The 20,814-nt window shown below is 66.7% G+C and carries 15 protein-coding genes and 1 tRNA gene; 12 read left to right on the forward strand and 4 right to left on the reverse strand.

Features of this window, described 5'->3' with window-relative positions; genetic code table 11:
- The first annotated feature begins 28 nt into the window (after positions 1-28).
- The 9 genes from VGK20_11995 (at position 29) to VGK20_12035 (ending at position 8,796) form a co-directional block, all read left to right on the forward strand.
- Positions 29-1,534, forward strand: coding sequence for an acetyl-CoA acetyltransferase (locus VGK20_11995; GenBank protein HEY2774759.1), 1,506 nt, complete (start codon positions 29-31; stop codon positions 1,532-1,534).
- 8 nt (positions 1,535-1,542) lie between these two features.
- Complete coding sequence (lysA, locus tag VGK20_12000; GenBank protein HEY2774760.1) at positions 1,543-2,832, forward strand: diaminopimelate decarboxylase; 1,290 nt, start codon at positions 1,543-1,545, stop codon at positions 2,830-2,832.
- 288 nt (positions 2,833-3,120) lie between these two features.
- Complete coding sequence (locus tag VGK20_12005) at positions 3,121-3,402, forward strand: transposase (protein ID HEY2774761.1); 282 nt, start codon at positions 3,121-3,123, stop codon at positions 3,400-3,402.
- A 94-nt stretch (positions 3,403-3,496) separates the two neighbouring features.
- Complete coding sequence (gene grxC / locus VGK20_12010) at positions 3,497-3,736, forward strand: glutaredoxin 3 (protein ID HEY2774762.1); 240 nt, start codon at positions 3,497-3,499, stop codon at positions 3,734-3,736.
- Positions 3,737-3,950: 214 nt separating this feature from the next.
- Positions 3,951-4,787, forward strand: a complete 837-nt coding sequence (locus VGK20_12015; protein ID HEY2774763.1) for a hypothetical protein — start codon at positions 3,951-3,953, stop codon at positions 4,785-4,787.
- A gap of 29 nt (positions 4,788-4,816) precedes the next feature.
- Positions 4,817-7,408, forward strand: a complete 2,592-nt coding sequence (locus tag VGK20_12020; protein HEY2774764.1) for a hypothetical protein — start codon at positions 4,817-4,819, stop codon at positions 7,406-7,408.
- A 137-nt stretch (positions 7,409-7,545) separates the two neighbouring features.
- Positions 7,546-8,043, forward strand: a complete 498-nt coding sequence (locus tag VGK20_12025) for a hypothetical protein (GenBank protein ID HEY2774765.1) — start codon at positions 7,546-7,548, stop codon at positions 8,041-8,043.
- Entirely contained in the window at positions 8,040-8,540 is a 501-nt protein-coding gene (tadA, locus tag VGK20_12030; protein HEY2774766.1) for a tRNA adenosine(34) deaminase TadA, read from the forward strand. The genes VGK20_12025 and tadA overlap by 4 nt, the downstream gene beginning before the upstream one ends.
- Positions 8,541-8,706: 166 nt before the next feature.
- Positions 8,707-8,796, forward strand: a tRNA-Ser gene (locus VGK20_12035).
- A 214-nt stretch (positions 8,797-9,010) separates the two neighbouring features.
- Here VGK20_12035 and VGK20_12040 read toward each other — a convergent pair.
- Positions 9,011-9,526: an isoprenylcysteine carboxylmethyltransferase family protein gene (locus VGK20_12040; GenBank protein HEY2774767.1), complete on the reverse strand. Its 516-nt coding sequence runs from the start codon at positions 9,524-9,526 to the stop codon at positions 9,011-9,013.
- A 213-nt stretch (positions 9,527-9,739) separates the two neighbouring features.
- Between VGK20_12040 and VGK20_12045 the strand changes: the two genes are divergently transcribed.
- Positions 9,740-11,365, forward strand: a complete 1,626-nt coding sequence (locus VGK20_12045) for a hypothetical protein (protein ID HEY2774768.1) — start codon at positions 9,740-9,742, stop codon at positions 11,363-11,365.
- A gap of 6 nt (positions 11,366-11,371) precedes the next feature.
- On the opposite strand, the gene VGK20_12050 is transcribed toward VGK20_12045, so the two are convergent.
- The 3 genes from VGK20_12050 to VGK20_12060 are packed head-to-tail and all read right to left on the reverse strand — an operon-like array spanning position 11,372 to position 18,251.
- Positions 11,372-12,244, reverse strand: a complete 873-nt coding sequence (locus VGK20_12050) for a transglutaminase family protein (protein HEY2774769.1) — start codon at positions 12,242-12,244, stop codon at positions 11,372-11,374.
- Entirely contained in the window at positions 12,241-14,856 is a 2,616-nt protein-coding gene (locus VGK20_12055; protein HEY2774770.1) for a circularly permuted type 2 ATP-grasp protein, read from the reverse strand. Before VGK20_12055 ends, VGK20_12050 begins: the two co-directional genes overlap by 4 nt.
- A 50-nt stretch (positions 14,857-14,906) precedes the next feature.
- Positions 14,907-18,251 (reverse strand): transglutaminase family protein, encoded by a 3,345-nt coding sequence (locus tag VGK20_12060; GenBank protein HEY2774771.1) that lies wholly within the window; start codon positions 18,249-18,251, stop codon positions 14,907-14,909.
- A 356-nt stretch (positions 18,252-18,607) separates the two neighbouring features.
- Here VGK20_12060 and VGK20_12065 point away from each other — a divergent pair, with 356 nt between their 5' ends.
- Entirely contained in the window at positions 18,608-19,747 is a 1,140-nt protein-coding gene (locus VGK20_12065) for a hypothetical protein (protein HEY2774772.1), read from the forward strand.
- A gap of 137 nt (positions 19,748-19,884) precedes the next feature.
- Positions 19,885-20,613 carry a hypothetical protein gene (locus VGK20_12070; GenBank protein ID HEY2774773.1) on the forward strand — a complete coding sequence of 243 codons (729 nt, stop codon included), beginning with the start codon at positions 19,885-19,887 and terminating at the stop codon, positions 20,611-20,613.
- Positions 20,614-20,814: the final 201 nt, after the last annotated feature.

Here is a 20,814-nt window from a genome sequence, read left to right on the forward strand (position 1 = left end):
AGAGGGTGGCCCGCAGAGGTAGCATCCGTTGGCCGACGCCGAAGAACACGAGATCGTCCTGATCGCAGTCGGCCAGTGCGTGCAGCGCGACGTGGCTGCAGACCACGCGCGCGACCCCGTTGCGCTGATGAGCGATGCCGCGCGCGCCGCGGCCGAAGACTGCGGCATCGGCGCCCGCCTGTTCGACAGCATCGACCTCGTCGCCACCGTCGATACCTTCGCTTGGCAGCCGGCCAATGCCGCAAGGCTGCTGTCCGATGCGCTCGGTGCGAAGCCGTCGCGGCTGGTGGTCTCCAGCGTCGGCGGCAACACGCCGCAGGCTTACGTCAACTGGCTGGCCGCCGAGATCCGTGCGGGAAAGGCATCGACCTGCCTCGTCGCGGGCGTCAACGTCGTCGCGAGCATGATGAAGGCGAGGGCGGCAGGCGTGCGCCTTGCGTGGCCAACCGGCGGCGGCAACGAGCCGGAACGTTTCGGCGACGCCAGGCCCGGGGGCACCGACTACGAGAACGCCCACGGCCTTTTCCTGCCGTCCAACGCGTATCCTCTTTTCGAGAACGCGCTGAGGGCGCGGCGCGGACTCGGAGTTCGCGAGCACAGCCTGGCCATCGGCCGCATGTTCTCGCGCTTCACCGACGTGGCGGCCGCCAACCCGTATGCATGGTTCCCGGTCGCGCGCAGCGCCGAGGAGCTCGTGACCGCTTCCGACACGAATCGCTGGGTGTCGTTTCCGTACACGAAGTACCTGAACGCCGTAATGGCCGTCGACCAGGCCGCGGCCGTCGTCGTGACCACGGCCGCGCAGGCGCGCCGCCTCGGCGTGAGCGAAGACCGGCTCGTGTGGTTCCTCGGCGGCGGCGCCGCGAGCGAGGACCCGTGGAATCTCACCGAGCGGCCAAGCCTCGATCGCTGCCCGGCGATGGCGTTCGCCGCCGAACAGGCGATGGCGAGGGCCGGCGTCACGGTGGCCGATCTTGATTTCTTCGACCTCTACTCGTGCTTCCCGGTTGCCGTCGAGATCGCGTGCGAGGGCCTCGGCATCTCCGAGACCGATCCGCGCGGGCTGACGAGGACGGGCGGTCTTCCGTACTTCGGCGGGCCGGGCAACAACTACACGCTGCACGGCATCGCGGCGATGGCCGAGGCGCTTCGCGCCAAGCCGGGAGCAAACGGCCTCGTCACGGCAAACGGCTGGTACCTGACCAAGCATGCCGCCGGCGTCTACTCGAGCGCGCCGCCGTCGCGGCCAGCCAGGACCGAGCCGGACGCGGCGCGTGCGCGGCACGCCGAACATGCCTGCAACGTCGTAGTCGAGCCGAACGGCAAGGGCACCGTGGAAACCTACACCGTCGTCTGCGGCAAACAGGGCGAACCGGAAACCGGCATCGTCGTCGGTCGCCTGGGCAGCGGAGAGCGCTTCCTCGCGCACACGCCGGCCGACCGCGCGCTTCTCGAAAACTGGATGACGACCGAGGCAGTCGGGCGCCGCGGAACCGTCTCGTCCGGCTCCGTCAACCTGTTCACTCCCGAGTGAAGGCGACCATGAACAAGCCCCATCCGGCCACATTCGCGTCCGAGGACGGCGTGCTCGCGAGGATCGCCGGCGTACCGGTCGTCGACCTCGCACGGCGCTTCGGCACTCCGACGTTCGTCTACGACGCGACGACGATTGCTGCCCGCATCGCGAGCCTGTCCCGCTTCGACGTCGTGCGCTACGCGCAGAAGGCCTGCTCGAACATCGCGGTGCTCGACCTTTGCCGCCGCCACGGCGCCCTCGTCGATGCGACGAGCGCGGGCGAGGTGCACCGCGCGATGGTTGCGGGTTATGCGCCCGGCGGCGATCCGCCGCCGATCGTCTACACTGCCGACATCTTCGACCGCGACTCGCTCGACCTCGTCGTGGACGCGGGCGTTCACGTCAACTGCGGTTCGCCCGACATGATCGACCAGTACGCGTCGCGAGTCGGACGCGGCAGCATCACGCTCAGGATCAATCCCGGATTCGGCCACGGCCACAGCCGCAAGACGAACACCGGCGGCGAGCACTCCAAGCACGGCATCTGGCACGAGGAGCTTCCCGAGGTGCTCGGGCGCGCGGCAGGTCTCGGAATGCGCGTGTCGGGTCTTCATCTGCACATCGGCTCGGGCAGCGACCTCGAGCACCTTTCGCAGGTGTGCGAGGCTGCCGAAAAGCTTGCGCTGCGCATCGGCCCGCAGCTCGATTCGATCAGCGCCGGCGGCGGGCTGCCGGTGCCTTACAAGCTCGGCGATCCGGTGATGGACGTCGATGCGTACTTCGCGCTGTGGGACGCCGTGCGCAGGAAGCTCGAGAAGTCGTTCGGTCACGCGGTCAGGCTCGAGATCGAGCCGGGTCGCTATCTCGTTGCCGACAGCGGTTTTCTTCTCACCGAAGTGCGCGCCATCAAGCGCGTCGGAACGAACCGCTTCTGTCTCGTCGACGCGGGCTTTCACAACCTCGTGCGTCCGGCGATGTACGGGTCGTGGCATCCGATGGCGCTGGCGCCGCAGGACGGAGCCGGTGTACGAGCGCAGGACGACTATGTCGTCGGTGGACCGCTTTGCGAGTCGGGAGACATTTTCACCCAGGGCGCCGACGGCGTGGTGGGTCACGCGCGTCTGCCGCAGCCGTCGGTGGGCGACATCATCGTCATCGGCGTCGCCGGCGCCTACGGCTTTTCGATGAGCTCGAACTACAACTCCAAGCCGCTGGCGGCCGAAGTGCTCGTCTCGGAGGGACGCCCTCACCTGGTCAGGGCCCGGCAGGGCCTCGACGACCTGATCAGGGGCGAACGGATTCCCTCGGATGCGTGACCCCGCCGGTCCCAGTCCCTCGGACCCCACCCCCCACCCCGCGGTGGTGCTGGCGCGTCGCGGCCGGTGACGGCGCCGGAAGCATTGCGCGTCGTTTCGCCAATCCTCCTCCGGTTGCGCGACGGGCCGGCGCGGCCAATTCCGTGGTTTTTTGGTGCTTTGCGTTGCAGCCGGCCGTCGTCGCTACGAGGGCCGCGCGCGCAGGCTCCGGCAATCCGGCAATATTTCCGTGCGTGCAGCATTGCGCCATCGCACGGCCCGTCATAATCCCGTCAAGGGTAGGTCAGCATGGCGGCGTCGGGATGGACCCAATACTCCGAGACCCAGATCCGCGAGATCCTCGAACTCGCGAAGATGGGAATGCAGCCGGCCGACCTTGCGCGCCGTTACAACGTCCCCGTGGTCGTCATCCACGTCTGGCAGACGAAATACGGCGCATCGGCCGGAGAAACCGACACCAACCGGCTGCGCCGCCTGGACATGGAGATCACCAAGCTGAACCAGCTCATCGGCGAGCTGACGGTCGAGAAGGATCAGCTCGAAACCAAGCTGACGGGCGGCAAGGGATGAGCTAGCCGAAGTGGCGAAGGCTGAGCGAGCCGAAGTGGCGAAGGGTGAGCGATCCGAAGCGGCGAAGGGTGAGCGATCCGAAGCGGCGGTTGTACTGATCTACGTCCTTCGGGGCTGCCCGTACTGTGTCCGCGCCAAGGCCCTGCTCGACTCCAAGGCAATCCCGTACCGCGAAATTGACGTGACGGCCGATCAGGCGGAGCGTAGGCGGCTCTGTGAGCGAACGGGACACTGGACCTTTCCGCAGATCTTCATCGACGACCGCTTCATCGGGGGGTGCGACGAGCTCGTCGCCCTCGAGCGACGTGGAAAGCTTGATGTCCTGCTTTCGTGAGTCGCAGAAAAAGCCAACTATACTTCACGTTTTTTCGTGCTTATCCTCCACGTCGCGCTTCACGGAAGCGCGTTGCCGCCGCGCTTCACGGTCAGGAAGCGCGGGGCGCTTGTGCCTCGCGGCAATGAAGCGCGAGGCGAGGGGAGAGCTTGCGCGGCGCGGGTCGTGCGGGTTTTCCGGCAGGATTCCCCTGCTTTGACACCAGGAGCTTACGATGGGTCTTCCCACATCGTTCAATGATCTCGCGCCTCTCGCGCGGGCTGCGGTGATCGCTGCCGCGTGCCTGGCCGCGCTCGGGTTTCCGGGACGAGCGCAGGCCGCCAATTGCGGCGACGACGTCGGCGGCGAGCGCGTGGCGTGCTCGTGCGGCGACATCGTCGTTTCCGACACTGTGATCTGGGCCACCGACCCTGTCGCGGTCGAGCCATGCACCGATGACGGCCTCATCATCCAGGTTCCCCCCGGCTCGGACGGCGTCACGCTCAATCTCGGCGGCCAGAGCCTGGCGGGCCACGGCCACGGCGCCGGGATCTTCGTCGCTCGCGGCGGGCGTCTCGGCTCGACGATCATCGGCGGAGACGCGGGCGACACTCGCGCCGAGATCGCCAACTTCGCGATCGGCATCCGCGCGTCGGGCCACGCTGCGCTGCGCGCGATCCGCGGGCTCGACGTTCACCACAACCGCTTCGATGGCCTGAACGTGCGCGTCAGCGGCATCCAGATCGAAGACGTGCACTCGCAGGACAACGGCCGTGGCGGTGCAACGGTGTCCGGACACGACATCCAGATCCACGGTGTCGTCGCCAACAACAACAGCCGCGACGGACTTTCCGTCCACGCCTCGGGCGCACAGATCCAGGCGGAAACCAACGAGAACGGCCGCAACGGCACCAGGATCAGCGGCCGCGGCAACGTGCTGTCGTCGTCGCACTCGTCGATGAACGGCGGCCTGGGCGTCGTCGCAACGGGCGCAGGTCACCAGGTAAACGGCCTCGAGTCGACGGGCAACGGCCGTAGCGGTATCGGCGGCCAGCCGGGAGCAGTCCAGTGATCCGCGCACTTCCTCGCAAAGTTTTCCTGTTGGCCGCGACCGTCGCGTGCTCCTCGGTCCTCGCGGCGTACGCATGGGCGGCCACCTCGGTCACCACGGCAGCCGACGTTTGTCCGGGCAACCCCAATCCCTGCAACGTGACAAGCGAAATGGACGTCACCGACGGCGCCGTGCTCGATTTCGGCACCCGCACCGTCAACGTCACCGGCGCCGGCCAGTTCAACTTCGGCATCGGCAGCGGCGAAATCGACTGCGGCCCCTTTCTCGCGACGACGACGGCTGCAGCGATCGACGCAGCAGGCATCGGAGCGTCCGGCACCCAGAGCGGCACCGTCAAGATCAGGGCGCGCCGCCAATGCTCCAATCCGAACCCGAACCCGAACAATCGAGCGTGCGTCGACCAGGCCGACTGCCAGCTCGGCGCCTGCGATTCGCGCCGCTGCTCACTCAAGTCGTCGCGCACGTGCACGGCGGACTCGGACTGCCAGCTCGGCAACTGCAGCCCCATCCTGAAGAAGTGCTCGGGCGCTGCGACGTTCGTGCGCTGCTCGACCAACGCCGACTGCCAGCTCGGCACCTGCCCGGCCCAGCTCATGTGTCACAGTCCCGCGGTCGCGCTGGCCTGCTCGGCCACCAGCGACTGCTTCTTCGGCGACTGCTCGGTCGGCTCCGCCTCGCTCACGATGAACGGTCCGATCGCAGGCAACTCCGACTTCCCGGCCAACATCGAGCTGCGCGCCGCCGACTCGGTGTCGATTTCCAAGCCGGTCAACCTGAACAGCAGCAACATCGAGTCCGACGGCGGCGACCTCACCGTAGAGGCGGCTTCCGGGTCGATCTCGATCACCGCCAAGGTCACCGCCAACGCCGGCGGAGACTCCCAGGGCGGCTCGGTCGAGCTGGATTCCGCCACCGACATCACGATCGGTGCCGAAATCGACGTGATCGGAGGCGATTTCGACGGCGGATCACCCGACTTCACTGCCGGCAACGACATCGTCATCAACAGCAGCGTCATCGCGAACTCGGCTGCTGGCGCGGGATTCGGCGGCGACCACTGCTACGACGCCGGGCGCGACATCGTCCTCAACGGCGCGTCGCCGACCAACAAGACGACGATCGAGAGCACCGGACATACCGACGTCGACAACTTCGCGGGTGACGGCGGCTGCATCGACTTCTCGACGGTGCGCAACGCCGTGCTCAACGCGAACACGCGCCTGATCGGCAACGGCTCGACGCCGGACGGCTACGGCTCCGACGTGACGTTCGACATCGGCGGCACGCTCACGCTCAACGGTGACATCACGGCCAAGGCCCTCGGCATCCAGGGCACCGGCGGATTCGTCGACATCACGAGCGGGGGCCTGCTCAGCGTCGGAAGCACCGGCACCTTCGACGTGACCGGCGGCAACGGCGGCGGCGGCGTCTGCTCGCTGGCCACCGACAGCGGCGACATCACCTACGGCGGCTTCGCCGATGCGAGCGCCGGCAACGGCGGCATCGGCGGGCTCGTCTTCCTCGGCGCAGGCAAGAACATCAGCTTCGGCGGCGAGATCACCGTGGCCGCCACCAGCGGCGGCGGACAGCTCGAGCTCGACGGCTGCCGCCTGACGCTGCAGAGCGGCAGCAACGTCGACAACAACTGCCTGAACGGCACCAACACGCTGAAGCAGCTCGCGTTCGATAACATGAAGCTGCTGGCGGGCAGCTCGGTGACCACCGGCGCCAACGGAGCGAACAAGCTGATCTACCGGTCGGCCGCCAAGCCGCCGATCATCAGCGGGACCGTCTCTCCGGCAGCCACCAAGATCGTCGATCCGAGCCTGCCCGGCGTGCCCGGTTGCCCCACTTGCGGCAACGGCACCCTCGATTTTGGCGAGACCTGCGACGACGGCAACACGGTCAGCGGTGACGGTTGCAGCAGCGACTGCCAGAACGAGAAGTGCATCGCGCAGACGCCCGGCTACGATCCGGCGCACCCGAACGCCGTTCCGCTGTGCAGTGATGGGAACGCCTGTACGGCGGACGTCTGCAATACGGCCCTGAACGGCGGCACCTGCCAGCACCCGGCCAAGAACTGCAGCGACAACATCGACTGCACCGACGACAGCTGCGCCGCCGGAAACGGCCAGTGCCTGCACGTGCCGAACAACACCAAGTGCGACGACGGCAACCCGTGCACCGACGACTTCTGCTCGGCGACCGGCTGCGGAACGAGCAACAACACCTCGCCGTGCAACGACAACAACTCGTGCACGACCAGCGATATCTGCGCGAACGGAACCTGCACGGGCACTCCGGTCCAGGGCTGCGGGTTCTGCGGCGACGGCAACGTCAATCCGCCCGAGCAGTGCGACGACGGCAATTCGACGTTCACCACCGGCGAGTACTGCGGCGTGGGCTGCGTGCTGATCAAGTGCGGCGACGTCAATGGCAGCGGAACGATCACGTCGAGCGACGCACTGCTCACGCTCAAGGCGGCAGTGGGCCAGATCACGTGCAGCCCGCGTGTCTGTGACAACGATGCCAGCGGCAAGGTGACGGCATCCGACGCGCTGCGCACGCTGCGCGTGGCGGTGGGCCAGCAGACCGTGACGCTCACCTGTCCGACCTCCTGAGCGCGGTCGGAATCTCCGCAGACGGCGCCTCGGCGCGATGCCATCCGCATCGAGCCGCGGCGCGCGCCCTGCGCGTCGCCTCGTGCGGCGTCATTGCAATTCGGCCATCCGCTGCGTAGCCTGCCCGCGAGCCGTCGATGTACCGGAGCTGGGCCTACATCCTGATGGTCATCGCGACTCTTGTCGGGATCGTTGCGCTCGTGTGGCCGAGCCCGCAGGTTCGCACGATCGAAGAAATCGCGATGCCGTCGGCGGGCCATACGCCCGTGCCGCACGCCGAGGCCGCGGGCAAGGCGCCGAAGAACGCTGGCAGGGCGATGCAGAACAAGCCGAACGCGAAGGGATCTGCTGCGGCGGGAGCCGGCGCAGGCAAAACGCCGCCGGCCGCTGCGGCTCCCGCTCCGACGGTGGTCACGCACCTGCCCGCATCGAACACGACCACCCGCCGCGCCGCGCCCATCATCCAGAACGGAATGCAGCCGAACATGTTCGGCAAGCCGGTGGAAGACGGCACCAGGCACGAGGGCGGTGCACCTGCCGTGCCGCCTGCGAAGCCGTCGCTCCTGCAGCATCCTGTCCTGCCGCCGCGCCCGGGACCGCAGAATTCCGGTCAGAATCCGCCCGCCGCGAGGTGACCGGCGACAACGCACAGCACGGTCGCCTCGGTGACGACGCCGACGCGGACGCCGACCTTCGCTGGATGCGCGAAGCGCTCGAAGAAGCCGAGCGTGCCGGTGCGCGCGGCGAGGTTCCGATAGGTGCCGTGCTCGTGCGCGACGGGCTCGTGCTCGCGCGCGCCGGAAACCGCACGATTGCCGATCGCGATCCGAGTGCCCATGCCGAGATCCTCGCGCTGCGCAGCGCCGCCGCCGGTTTCGGCGACCATCGTGTCGGTGGAACGCTGTACGTGACGCTCGAGCCGTGCCTGATGTGCATGGGTGCGCTCGTGCAGGCGCGCATCGAGCGGCTCGTGTTCGCGACCCGCGACCCGAAAGCGGGAGCGGCCGTCTCCCTGTACGAGGTAGGCCGCGACCTGCGTCTCAATCACCGCTTCGAATCACGCGAGGGACCTCTGGCGGCCGAGGCGTCGGCGCTGCTGAGCAGCTTCTTTCGCGACAGGCGCGGCCGCTGAAATTGACCGTTCCAGGCCGGCAGTCTCACGACGGGCGCCGGCTCTGCAAAAGCGGCGGGCGACGGCGCGAGGCAACCGGCGCCACGCGTTCCCACACGGCGGCATGCATGCTGGCCTCCTGCGCAGTTGCATACGGGGCATGTCGCGGCTGTAATTGCCGCTTCCCGGAGAGGTGTCCGAGCCCGGTTTAAGGAGCACGACTCGAAATCGTGTGTCCCGGAAGGGACCGTGGGTTCGAATCCCACCCTCTCCGCCATCTTCAACTTCTGCGTCCAGGCAGTTCACGAACGAAGGTACGGCATTCGCGCCGTGCAATTGAGAAGCCGCGAGTCCAGGCATCCTGAACGTCCCGGCGGCGTAGCCGGGACGCGAACGCCGGACGCCTGACGACCGGCGTTCAGCTGCTGGCGCGAGCCCCGCTGCGTGTACTCACGCACGCGGGGCGAGCGACAGTCAGCTGCAACGGCATGTCAGGCGGTGCTCCCGGTGCTCTCTTGAAACGGCCGAGTGGTGAAGCCCCAGCGGGGAACGGCACGCCGGTAGGCCCGATACGACTCCCCGAACAGTGACTCGAGAGCAGGCTCCTCGTAGAGAACCACGAATAGATGGAAGAGGATGAGGACCAGAACTGCGTACTCAGCCACATCGATGCTCCGGAAGAGCCACGCCTCCCCGAGGATGAGGGCGATGACGCCATTGTACATCGGGTTGCGGGTGAACCGATACAGACCTCGGACAACAAGGAAGCGTGGGGGATCGATAGGGGCGAGAGTGCCCTTGCCTTCGTCGAAGAAGTCCCAGACGCACCGGAGGAGGACAAGGGCACCGGTGATGGCGAAGACGGCGGCGCAGACGGAGGCGAGCCCGAGGTCCGGGACGCGCAGTAGGTTTCCGTCTCGGAGGATGCTGAATGGGATGCAGCCGGCCACTGTGCCGGGTAGCAGCAGGACGAAGAAGAGAGCTCTGAGTGCGAGGAGGAGTCGCATGCTGAGAGGGCTGGGCAGCGCCTAACGTTGAGTAGATACGAGATCGACGCAATCGATTGCGTCGGAATGAAGGCCCGCCCTGCGTCAATGATGCGTGTGCGGATGAGATTCCCGGGAGGCACGGTGGCGAGCCGGTAGCCGCGACGCCGTTCGGCAAGAGAGTGCGTTGACTCGGCTGCGCCGGGCACTCAATATCGGCTCGTGAGGAAGCGGGTGCAGCGATTCCATCGGCATTTGCTGGCAGGGGTTCTCGTGGTGCTCGCGTTGTGCGGCCGTGCGTCCGCGACCGATCTCTCGGGACGCTGGCACCTCGATTCCGGCGGCGCCGGCGAGCTCATCGATCTCACGCAGAGCGGCGACACGGTTACGATTCCACTCTCGCCGTTCGCCACCTCGCCTCCTTGGGGAACCACGCTCGATACCACGTTCTCAGGCAGTTCCCTGAACGGGAGCGTCGTGCCGAACCCTAACTCCCTGCACGATAGCATCACCGTAGAAGCGAAGCTGATTACCGGGAACCTCATCGATGGCTATGTTAGCGTACACGCCGGCCCTTCGGCCAATCCGTGGCACCGATTCCTCGTGACACGCTGTGAGTGTGATGACGGAAACAGCAACGACGGCGACGGATGTGACCACGAATGCCGCGTCGAGCCGTGCTTCTCGTGCACGGGCAGCCCGAGCGTCTGCACGCCGCTCGCGGACGGTTCGGCGTGCGACGATCGCCAGGACTGCACGACGGGCGAAGCCTGCAACAACGGCACTTGCGGCGGCGGAAGCGCAGTGCCCTCCTGCATCGACCTGACAGGACGCTGGCGCGTCGATACTCCGGACGATCAGCCGGCCTACCTGCTCTCCGATGTTCGTGACGTCGAGCAGCACGACGGCATCGTCCGCTTCCGGCGTCCACTCGATGAGCTCACCGCCGAGGTGGGGACATTCGACCAGAGCACACGTGCGCTGAACCTGTCGTCGGCTGTGCTGCCCGGCGTGGCCCCCGGAGGCTTCCTGAACACATTCCCCAACGTGAACAGCTCTTCCGCAACATGCGACGTCGGGGCGTGGACGGGAATCGTGACAGCCGATGGAAGCTCCTTCGCCGGAAGCGGCATAGGAAGCTTTCAGCAGTGCATCCCCGTGTTCTCGCAATGTATCGGATCCTTCTGCACGACAGGCGTGCCCTATTCGCAAACAGGTCATCGGTGCGCCACGGGCGAATGCGATTTCGTTCCCGAACAGTGCCCGCCGTGCCAGACGCGAGACTCTTCCGGACTGTGCAGACCGGGTCCTCGCGACGGGTGCCTGCGCTCGCTCCATCCTGTCGAGAGCACGCTTCGTCTCCGGCGGCATTCGTGGTCTCACACGATCGCCTGGCGCTGGAACGACGGACAGGGCCTGTCCGCTGCCAGTCTGGGCGTCCTCTCGACGGACTACGACCTGGATCGGAGCGGGCTGCAGATCTGCATCTTCAACGGCAACTCGAGCCCGGTCTTCGAAGGGTACTGGACACCGGTCAATTTCGGCGACCCGCGGTACCCCTGTTGGACCAAATCGGATGACTCAATGTGGACGAGTTGCGGGGCAGAGACTGTGGCGATCACGACAGGCACCGATCACCAATCCTCCGTCCTTCTCATCGGATCGAGCGGCGATATCGCGGGCGGCGTCAATCCGGAGACCGGGGATGGTCCTTATCAGAGCCTGCCTGACTCGCCGATCGAGCTACCGCTTCGAATCCAAGCGACCATCGATCACGGCGGCGCGTGCTTCGAATCGACTTTCAACGAGCACGTCGGACGCAACACGGCCGGCGTCCTCCGCGGACGCGCGAGCGAGTAGCGAGGATCAGCCGCCGGCGACGTCGACCGCAACCTCCACCGTATGCTCTCCGCCGCCGGTGATGATGCCGCTGAGCGGACTGACGTCGCTGAAATCGCGGCCGTACGCGACGCTGATGTGATCCTGCGCCGGCATCACGTTGTTGGTCGGATCGAAGTCCACCCAGCCAAGCCCCGGGCTGAACACCGAGAACCACGCGTGCGACGCGTCGGCGCCGATCAGCTTTGGCTGTCCGGGCGCGGCAAACGTGCGCAGGTAGCCGCTGACGTACCTGGTCGCGAGCCCGATCGAACGCAGGCACGCAATCGCGACGTGCGCGAAGTCCTGGCACACGCCGTGGCGCGCGGCGAGCACTTCTGACGGCGGCGTGGCCACGGTCGTCGCGACCGGATCGTACTTGAAGTCGCTGTGGATGCGTCGAGTGAGATCGGTCACGGCGACGAGCAGCGGCGTGCCCGGTGGGAACGACGGCAATGCGTACGCGGCAAGCTCCGGCGACGAGCTGAGCATCGGCGAGTCGAAGACGAACTGGAACGGCTCGACGACTTCCGGCGAGACCGGATCGCGGAACATCGCGGCCACGCTCTCCCACGGCGGAGACATCCACGGCGAGACCGCCGTTCCCCCGGACATCACGACGGCGCTGGTGGCGGTGACTTCGAGCCGCTGATGAATCGACTGGATGCTGAAGAAACAGACGCCGTTGCCGAAGTAGTCGAGCCGCATCTTGCGCAGCGTCGGCTCGGGCTCGATGTGGATCGAGAAATCTTCGAACGTCTGTCCGCGCGTTATGCGGGGCGTGAAACGCGCGGCGTGATGGGAAACCGTCACGGGGTCCGAGTACTCGTACACGGTGCGGTGCGTGATGCGATAATTCACAGCACCGCTCCGGGCGTCCGCCCTTCGTTCCTCGCCATCGAAGCGATCTGGCTCGCCTTCGTTTCGCCGTCTCCGCTGCGCCTCGACGCCCATCCCGCGTGCGAGATCTCCGAATGTGCGAAGTAGCTCGCGGCAAGAAGGTCCGAAAAGCGCGGCAGCTCGGCCAGGATCTCTTGAAGGACCTGCGCGACCTCGCTCTCGTGCCATGCCGCAGTCATGCGCGAGAGCGGGCGTGGATCCAGCAGCTGCAGCCTCGACAGGCTCACGATCAAGATGCGGTCGGCCGGGCTCGGCAGCGCCGACTCGCGCGCGCGAGGCAATTTCTCGAGATGGCGCAGGATCGAGCTCAGCTGGAAGAAGAGTGATCGCGGATTGGTGTCGTCGAGCAGCACGAGGTCGTAGACCGCAGCGATGTTCGGCAGCAGGTTGTATCGCGACCGGTACGTGATGGTGCTGTCGGCAACTTCTAGCACCGTCTCGAGCACGCTCGGGTTGTCGGCTTCGGAACTGCGCAGCGCGCTCGCAAGGAACGAGCACAGATAGAGTGCCCGTTCGATGCGCACCCCGATGTCCAGGAAACGCCACCCCTGAGCGCGCGTCATGTTCTCGCGGGCCAGGCCGTGAAACGACGCGACGCCGAGGATGACCTGGTTCAGCACGCGCACCGCATCGCCGGCGAGCATCGGCTCATTGCCGGCCACGACCGGAGTCAGGCCGTCGTCGAGCGTGCGCAGCGCGCGCCACAGGTCGTTCGACGAACGATCGCGCACGAGGATGACGAGGCGCTGCAGCTGGTCCGCCAGCGACAAGAGGCTTCCCTTGCGTTCGCCGTCGAAGATCGCCGCGAGCAGCTCCGTCTCGAGCGCTTCGGGATCGCCGAGAAGCGACGGGTTCTCGAGAAGCCCCGCCAGCTGGCCTTGCGCCATCAATGCTTCGAGCACCGGATGGATGAGCGAGAGCAGCGGGCCGACATCGCGCGTGGCCTCGAGCGTGAATCGAAGCAGCGCGGCGCGCAGCAGGCGTGCGGTGGCATCGCTGCGTTCGCCGTAGCGGCCCAGCCAGTAGTAATTGTCGGCGAGCCGGCTCGGAAGGTTGTTGCCGACGCGGCGCAGCTCGACGTCTCGCGCACTCTGCAGCAGGCTCACGGCCTGCACCGGCGCGTCGCTGATCACCCACGCGTCCTTGCTCGAGTTGCCCAGTTGCGTGGAGACGAGCCTGCCCGCAACTTCCGGCGTCACTCTGGCCAGACCGCCCGGCATCACCGCGTAACCGTCGCGTGTCGCCACCAGATATACGCGCAGCGCGACCGGTTTTGGCTGCACGCCGCCGCCGTCCCACGCCGGCGCAGTCGCAAGGGGCACGCGCTCCTGTCCGACGAACAGGTGCGGCTGGAAAAGGATGCGCTGCCGGAGCGCGTCGCGTTCCTCGCCGGTCATGACGCGGCCGACTTCGCTGCCGCGGAGCTGCGAGCGGAACGTGGATTGGACGACCACCTCGTCCAGATGATCGAGCACGTACTGGCCGGCCTCGCGCTGGCCGCACCACCACGTGGCGACCGAAGGAAGCGCGAGATCCTCGCCGAGAAGATGACGGCAGAGGCCAGGCAGGAATCCCATGAAAGCCGGGCTCTGCACGAGTCCGCTGCCGAGCGGGTTGGCGACGGTGACGTTGCCGGCCCTCAGCGCTTCGACGAGGCCGGGCACGCCGAGAACCGATTCATTGCGAAGCTCGAGCGGATCGCAGTAGTCGTCGTCCACACGGCGCACGATGACGTCGACCGGCTCGAGGCCGCCGAGCGTTTTCAGATAGACGTGGTCGTCGCGCACCGTCAGGTCCTGGCCTTCGACGAGCGAGTAGCCGAGGTAGCGCGCGAGCCACGTCTGTTCGAAGTACGTATCGTTGTACGGGCCGGGCGTCAGCAGCACGACGCGGGGATTCTCGTTGGCGCGCGGCGCGAGCTCGGCGAGCGTGGTCTGCATCTCGCGAAAGAAGCCGGCCAGGCGCTCCACTCCGCAGTTGCGAAACGCCTCCGGCAGGATGCGCGAGGTGACCATGCGGTTGGCGAGCGCGTAACCGGCGCCGGTCGGGACCTGCGTGCGATCCGAGGTGACCCACCACTGTCCGTCGGGCGAGCGAGCGAGATCGGCGGCGTAGAAATGCAGGAACACGTCGCGCGGCACACCGACGCCGTGCACCGGTCGCAGGAAATCCGGCTGCGCGAACACCAGCGCCGGCGGCAGCCATCGCGAACGCAGGAGCTGCTGCGAGCCGTAGCAGTCGGCGAGGATGCGATTGAGAAGCGTCGCGCGCTGCACGAGCGCCGTCTTGAGCCCGCTCCATTCGGCGGAGGAAATCAGGAACGGAACCGGATCGAGCTCCCAGGCCCGCTCGGCACCGCGCGGATCGCCGTACACGTTGTACGCGACGCCCTGCTCGTGGCTGATGCGGCGGCCGGCCTCCGCACGCCGGCCGAGCTCGGCCGCACCGAGATCGTCGAGCTCGGCAACCAGGCCGGCGTAGTGCGGACGCACGTTTCCGGCCGCATCCAGCACTTCATCGAAGACGCCCTGTTCGCGGCGATAGTCGGCCAGCAGCGCGCTCGTCGCTTGCATCGTGCGCATCTTTTTCTGAATCGCGCGCTTGTTGCGAACGGTCGCGGTGCTCAGCAGCCCTCGGGCGCACGAAGATCCAGTGTGAACGGCGCTTCGCCGCTGGCCACGCCGACACGCGGCGTCATTTGCCCGGGTGTGTGCGAATTACGGAAGAAACGCGAGAGGCGGCGACTTTCGGCCTCGTACGCGTTGACCGGAAACGTGTCGTAGCTGCGGCCGCCGGGGTGGCTGACGTGGTAGGTGCAGCCGGCGATGCTTCGCCTGTTCCAGCTGTCGACCAGATCGAACACCAGCGGTGCGTGCACTTTGATCGTCGGATGCAGGCAATTCGGAGGTTGCCAGGCCCGGTAGCGCAACCCGCAGACCGCTTCGCCGTGCGTGCCAGTCGGATGCAGCGGCAACGTCCAGCCGTTGGCCGTGACCACATGGCGAGAGCTCGTCAGCCCGCGCACCTTGACCTGCAGCCGTTCGAGCGACGAGTCGACGTAACGGGACGTGCTTGCGCCTCCCGGTTCCTCGCCGAGCACGTGCCACGGTTCGAGCGCCGTGCGGATCTCCATGTGTACGCCGGCGACGTCGAGATCGCCGATCTGCGGGAAGCGAAACTCGAAATGCGGCGCAAACCATTCGGGCCGCACGGCATAACCGTCGGCCGCGAGCTCATCGATCACGTCGCGGAAGTCGTTCCACACGAAGTGCGGAAGCATCCAACGATCGTGGATCGCGCTACCCCAGCGAACCAGCTTCTGCCTGTACGGTTTCTTCCAGAACGCGGCAACGAGCGTACGCAGGAGAAGCTGCTGTGCGAGGCTCATGCGCGCGTGCGGCGGCATCTCGAACGCGCGCATCTCGAGCAGGCCGAGCCGCCCGGTCGCCGACTCCGGCGCGTAGAGCTTGTCGATGCAGAATTCGGCGCGATGGGTGTTGCCGGTCGAGTCGACCAGCAGGTTGCGGAACAAACGATCGACGAGCCACGGCGGGCACGGCGTGGTCTCGGGAATCTGGTCGAACGCGATCTCGAGCTCGTAGAGCGAGTCGTTGCGGGCTTCATCGATGCGCGGGTGCTGGCTCGTGGGCCCGATGAACAGGCTGCTGAACAGGAACGACAGTGACGGATGGTTCTGCCAGTACGAGACGAGGCTGCGCAGCAGATCGGGGCGCCGCAGGATCGGCGAGTCGGCCGGCGTTGGGCCGCCGAGCACGATGTGGTTACCGCCGCCGGTCCCGGTGTGGCGCCCGTCGAGCAGGAACTTCTCGGTCGCGAGCCGCGTCTGGCGAGCCTCTTCGTAGACGAATTCGGTCAGGTCGACCATCTCTCGCCACGAGCGCGCGGGATGCACGTTGACCTCGATGACTCCCGGATCCGGCGTCAGCTTGAGCACGCTCAGGCGCGGATCGTGCGGCGGCGGATAGCCCTCGAGGATGACCGGCACGTTGAGCTCGACTGCCGTCTCCTCGATCGCACGCAGACAGTCGAGGTAGTCCTCGACTGTTTCGACGGGCGGCAGGAATACGTGCAGCAGGCCGCCGCGCGCCTGGACGCACAGTGCGGTGCGAACGATCCAGTCGGCCGATTCGCCGCGCTCGGGCGGTTTCTCCGCAGCGGGATTCTTCGCGCCGGACTTGGTATCCTTTACGGGAATGCGTCTGCTTGCGTCCTGCGAAGCGGCAGCCTTGATCGGCGGCCTGGCGTCGACCGGATCACGCTCGACCAGATGCGGATAGTCGCCGGGCCTGACCCAGGGCTGCGAATCGAGCGGCAGGCGCAGGCCCATCGGCGAATCGCCGGGCAGAAGGTAACAGCGTCCGGGTCGGAGAAACCACGGGCTCGAGCTCCAGACGTGCTCCACGCCGCGCGGCACTCGTCGTAGCGGCAGGAGATAACCGACGACGGCATCGAGACCGGTCTCGAAAATGCGCGCAAGGCGAACCCGGTCTTCTTCGTTCTTCAGATTCGAGTGGAACGGATCGACGTTGCCGGGTAGCCGTTGCTCTTTCCAGAGATAATACCAGGTGTCTTCGAACGCGGGCATCACCCACTGGTCGCCGCAGCCGAGACGCGTGGCCAGTGTGTGCAGGAAACGTTCGGCGTCGGCATTGCCGTGGCCGTAGTCGCGCTCGGCATCGCCGAAGAGTTCGGGGTGCGTCCAGATCGGCTCGCCGTCGGTGCGCCAGTAGCAGGCGTACGCCCACCGTGGAAGCGACTCGCCCGGATACCATTTGCCCTGGCCGTAATGCAGGAATCCGGCGGGCGCGAAGTGTTTCTTCATGCGCTTGATCAGCTGGCACGCAAGCCTGGTTTTGTCGGGACCGAGCGCCGCGGTGTTCCACTGTGCGCCTTCCATGTCGTCGATCGACACGAAAGTCGGCTCGCCGCCCATCGTCAGACGCACGTCGGCGCTGGTGAGCTCTTCGTCGATGGCCGCGCCGAGTGCGTCGAGCTCGGCCCACTGCTCTTCGGTGTAGGGTTTGGTGACGCGCGGCGATTCGAAGATCCGCGTCACGGTCATCTCGTGATGAAACTCGGACCGGCACGATTCGACGATGCCGCTGATCGGTGCGGCGCTTTGCGGATCGGCGGTTGCCGCGACCGGAATGTGTCCTTCGCCGGCGAGCAGTCCCGAAGTCGGGTCGAGCCCGATCCAGCCGGCGCCGAGAAGATAGACTTCGCACCACGCGTGCAGATCGGTGAAGTCCTTCGTAGTGCCTGCGGGCCCGTCGAGAGCCTTGACGTCGGCGACGAGCTGCACGAGGTAGCCGCTGACGAAGCGCGACGCGAGCCCGAAATGGCGCAGCATCTGGCAGAGCAGCCACGCCGAATCGCGACACGAACCCGATCTCTTCTGAAGCGTCTCTTCCGGCGTCTGTACGCCGTGCTCGAGGCGGATCAGATACTGAATATCGCTGCAGAGGAGCCGGTTGAGCCCGACCAGGAAGTCGATCGTGCGCGGAGCTTCTCCGCCGCGGTCCACGCCGGGGAGAAGCGATTGGCGCGCCTTGTCGAGATAGTCGTCGAACAGCCTCGACCTGGAGAGCTTGCGCTGGAACGGCTCGAGCTCGTGAGCGAGGTCGGCGTCATACGAGAACGGGAAGCGCTCGGCGCTCGGTTCGAGAAAGAAGTCGAACGGGTTGAGCACCGACATCTCGGCGACGAGATCGACTTCCACGACGAACTCGTCGGTCCTCTCCGGCAGCACGACGCGCGCGAGAAAGTTCGCCTGCGGATCCTGCTGCCAGTTGAGGAAGTGCGCGGCCGGCAACACCTTCAGCGAATAGCTGAGGATCCGGGTTCGGCTGTGGGGAGCCGGACGCAGCCGGATGGTCTGGGGACCGAGCTGGACCCGGCGGTCGTATCCGTAGCTGGTGCGATGGTGGAGAGCGACGTGGATGGCCATGGGGATCAGCAGGACTGAGCCCGGTAAGTAAGCAAATGTCAGGCCGCCCGCAGGGCGGCCGTAGAAACCGGGACACACCAGGTTTTCAGCCGAAATCCTGGTCGGTCCCAGTTTTTCCTTCGCGTGCGCGCGGGACTGCTGCCTGCGTAAGCAGCGCATGATGGCGCCACTTTGAGCGGGCTCGCCGCGGTCAAGTCCACTTCCCTGCGGCACGGACTGGAGTTCCCCCGCTTCGCCAGGCCCAGCTGAGGCCCGGCCAGGAGTTGCTCCGGCGCCGTACGTCTCGGAGGCACTCGAAATGACAAGCGTAACTGCAAGCGAAGCCCGAAAGCGCCTCTATTCCCTGCTCGGTCCTGATGCTCGCCTCGACCCTGTCGGCGTGGAAGTCGATCGACGAGCGATCCTGGGCGTGGGCCGGGCTTTCGCTGGTGACCGGCGTGGCCGCCGTGCAGTTCAAGCTGCCCGCGGTCGCCGCCGCGGCGCTCCCGGTCGTGATGCTCGCGACCTGCCGTGACGGCTGGGCGAGCCGTGCCGCGTATGCAGCCGCCTGCGCGGCCGGACCCGTGATGAGCTACCGCGGGCTGATGATGAGCCCGCTCGGCACGAACCTGCGCGTCAACAACGCCGACGTGCAGCGCACGCCTTCGTTCGATCTCGTGCGCGACAACCTTGCGACGCTTGCCGACTCGATCCTTTCGTACATGCCCGGCGGGCTCTGGCTGCTGGCGATCGCGGGAGGAGTGCTGCTCGTGCGCGCGCGGCCGCGGACGGCGCTCGTGCTGCTGGCCGCAATCGGCATCTGGAGCTTGCCGTGGATCCTGATCCGCCGCTTCACGCCGTCGCGGTGGTACACGCCGACGATTCCGTTCGTCTGTGTGCTCGCCGCGTTCGCGTTGATCGCGATCCCGACGCTGCTGCGCGAGCGCAACGAAGAAGCGGGAGTCGCGGCGGCAACGGTCTCTGCCATGCTCGTTGCGTATTCGCTGTTCTGCGCAGGCTGGCTCGCGGTCGCACAATCGACGGCAACGCTGAGCAAGCAGGGGGTTTCGATCACCGGCGGGGACTACCTGCAGGAGCCCGAGACGTTTCCGCGGCAGGTCGAGCACAAATCCTGGCAGACCGACCGGCCTGTCGAGACGATCAACTCCGCCGTCGGTGCGATCAACATGGCCAACGAGCTGGCGATCCTCGAAGAGACCGGCCTTTCGCCCGATCCCGACGTCGTGGTGCTGTGTTTCTACCTCAACGACTTCCAGGCGAGCTTCGGCTTCAAGGTCGGACGACTTCCGTCGTGGTTGCACGGGAGCTCGCTCGCGTGGCTGGTCCTCCGGTCGCTCGACGTTGCGCACGTCGAGCTCGAGACGAGAAGCGGCCTGCACTCCTCGTCGGTCTCGTCGCTGCGCACCGAGCTCGACGAGCAGCTCCATCCCGCGCCGGGCGATCCGCTGAAGGACCGCCGCGCGTTCTACGATGCCAGCGCCGCCGCCGGCGGCTGATTCACTGGCCGGATTTCGCTGCCGGAACTGAATCCCCGCCCTCGTGGGCCGTCCCTTTCGGGTACGGGCTGGTGAAGAAACCGGGATGCCACCGCCCAAAGTGCGTGGTACAGTCACCCGCTCGAGGAGGATCGTGGATGTTCCGTTTCGCAGTATTACTGTCGATTGCCTGGCTGCTGCCGGCCCCCCACCTTGCGGTGGCGGCGCCGGACAAGTCGTGCGTGTTCACGGTTTCGATGACTTCGGGAACGGACGTCAACAACCTCGACTTCGTCGTCAATTACGCCAACTCGGACTCCATCATCGAAGGGACGACGACGCGTCCGCTGTGCGTCAACGCGCTCAACGGTCGCGCCTTTGCTGCCTTCCACGACGACGAGGCGGGTCACCTGTCGGTCGCGACGATCCGCCTGACGCATTTCTCGGCTCCGGTGGATCTCGCCGCATGTGAGATCCTGTATGACTCGAGTGCGCCGGACCCCGGCCTGTTCTCGGTGCAGGTGAGCAACGCGGGCCGCGACGGCGACGACAACAACGTCGATCCGACCCCGACCGTGGTGGTTACCCGGGTCGATTGTCCCGGCACGCTTCCGACCCCCACGACCACGACGACTACCGAAGAGCCGACCACCACCACGACGACGCTTCCGTCCAGCGGTGGCCGCTGCGGGTTCCCCAACAGCGGCGGCACCACCCCGACGGCAAGCGATGCGCTGTTCGCGCTGAAGGCCGCCGTGGGGGCTTCCAACTGCAACCTCTGCGTCTGCGACGTCAATTCGAGCGGGGCGGTGGGAGCCAGTGACGCCCTGGCCATTCTCAGGACCGCCGTGGGCATCGACACCGCACTCGACTGCCCGGCGTGCTGAACTACCGTAAGTCCACGCAGTACCGACGTATCGCGATGTTGCGATGCCCGGCTCCGGCGGCCCGCGGGCTGGCCTGCCCGGGCCTCGCACGCGTATGCCGCCCCGGCTCCCGCTCTTCCGTGAAGCCGGCGATTTTCGTAAGAACGGCGTAACCGGAGCCCCGGCCCGGCGTCTGACCTCGCGACTGCGCCCATCCAGCCG

This window comes from Candidatus Binatia bacterium (assembly GCA_036493895.1).
GTDB lineage: Bacteria > Desulfobacterota > Binatia > UBA1149 > CAITLU01 > DATNBU01.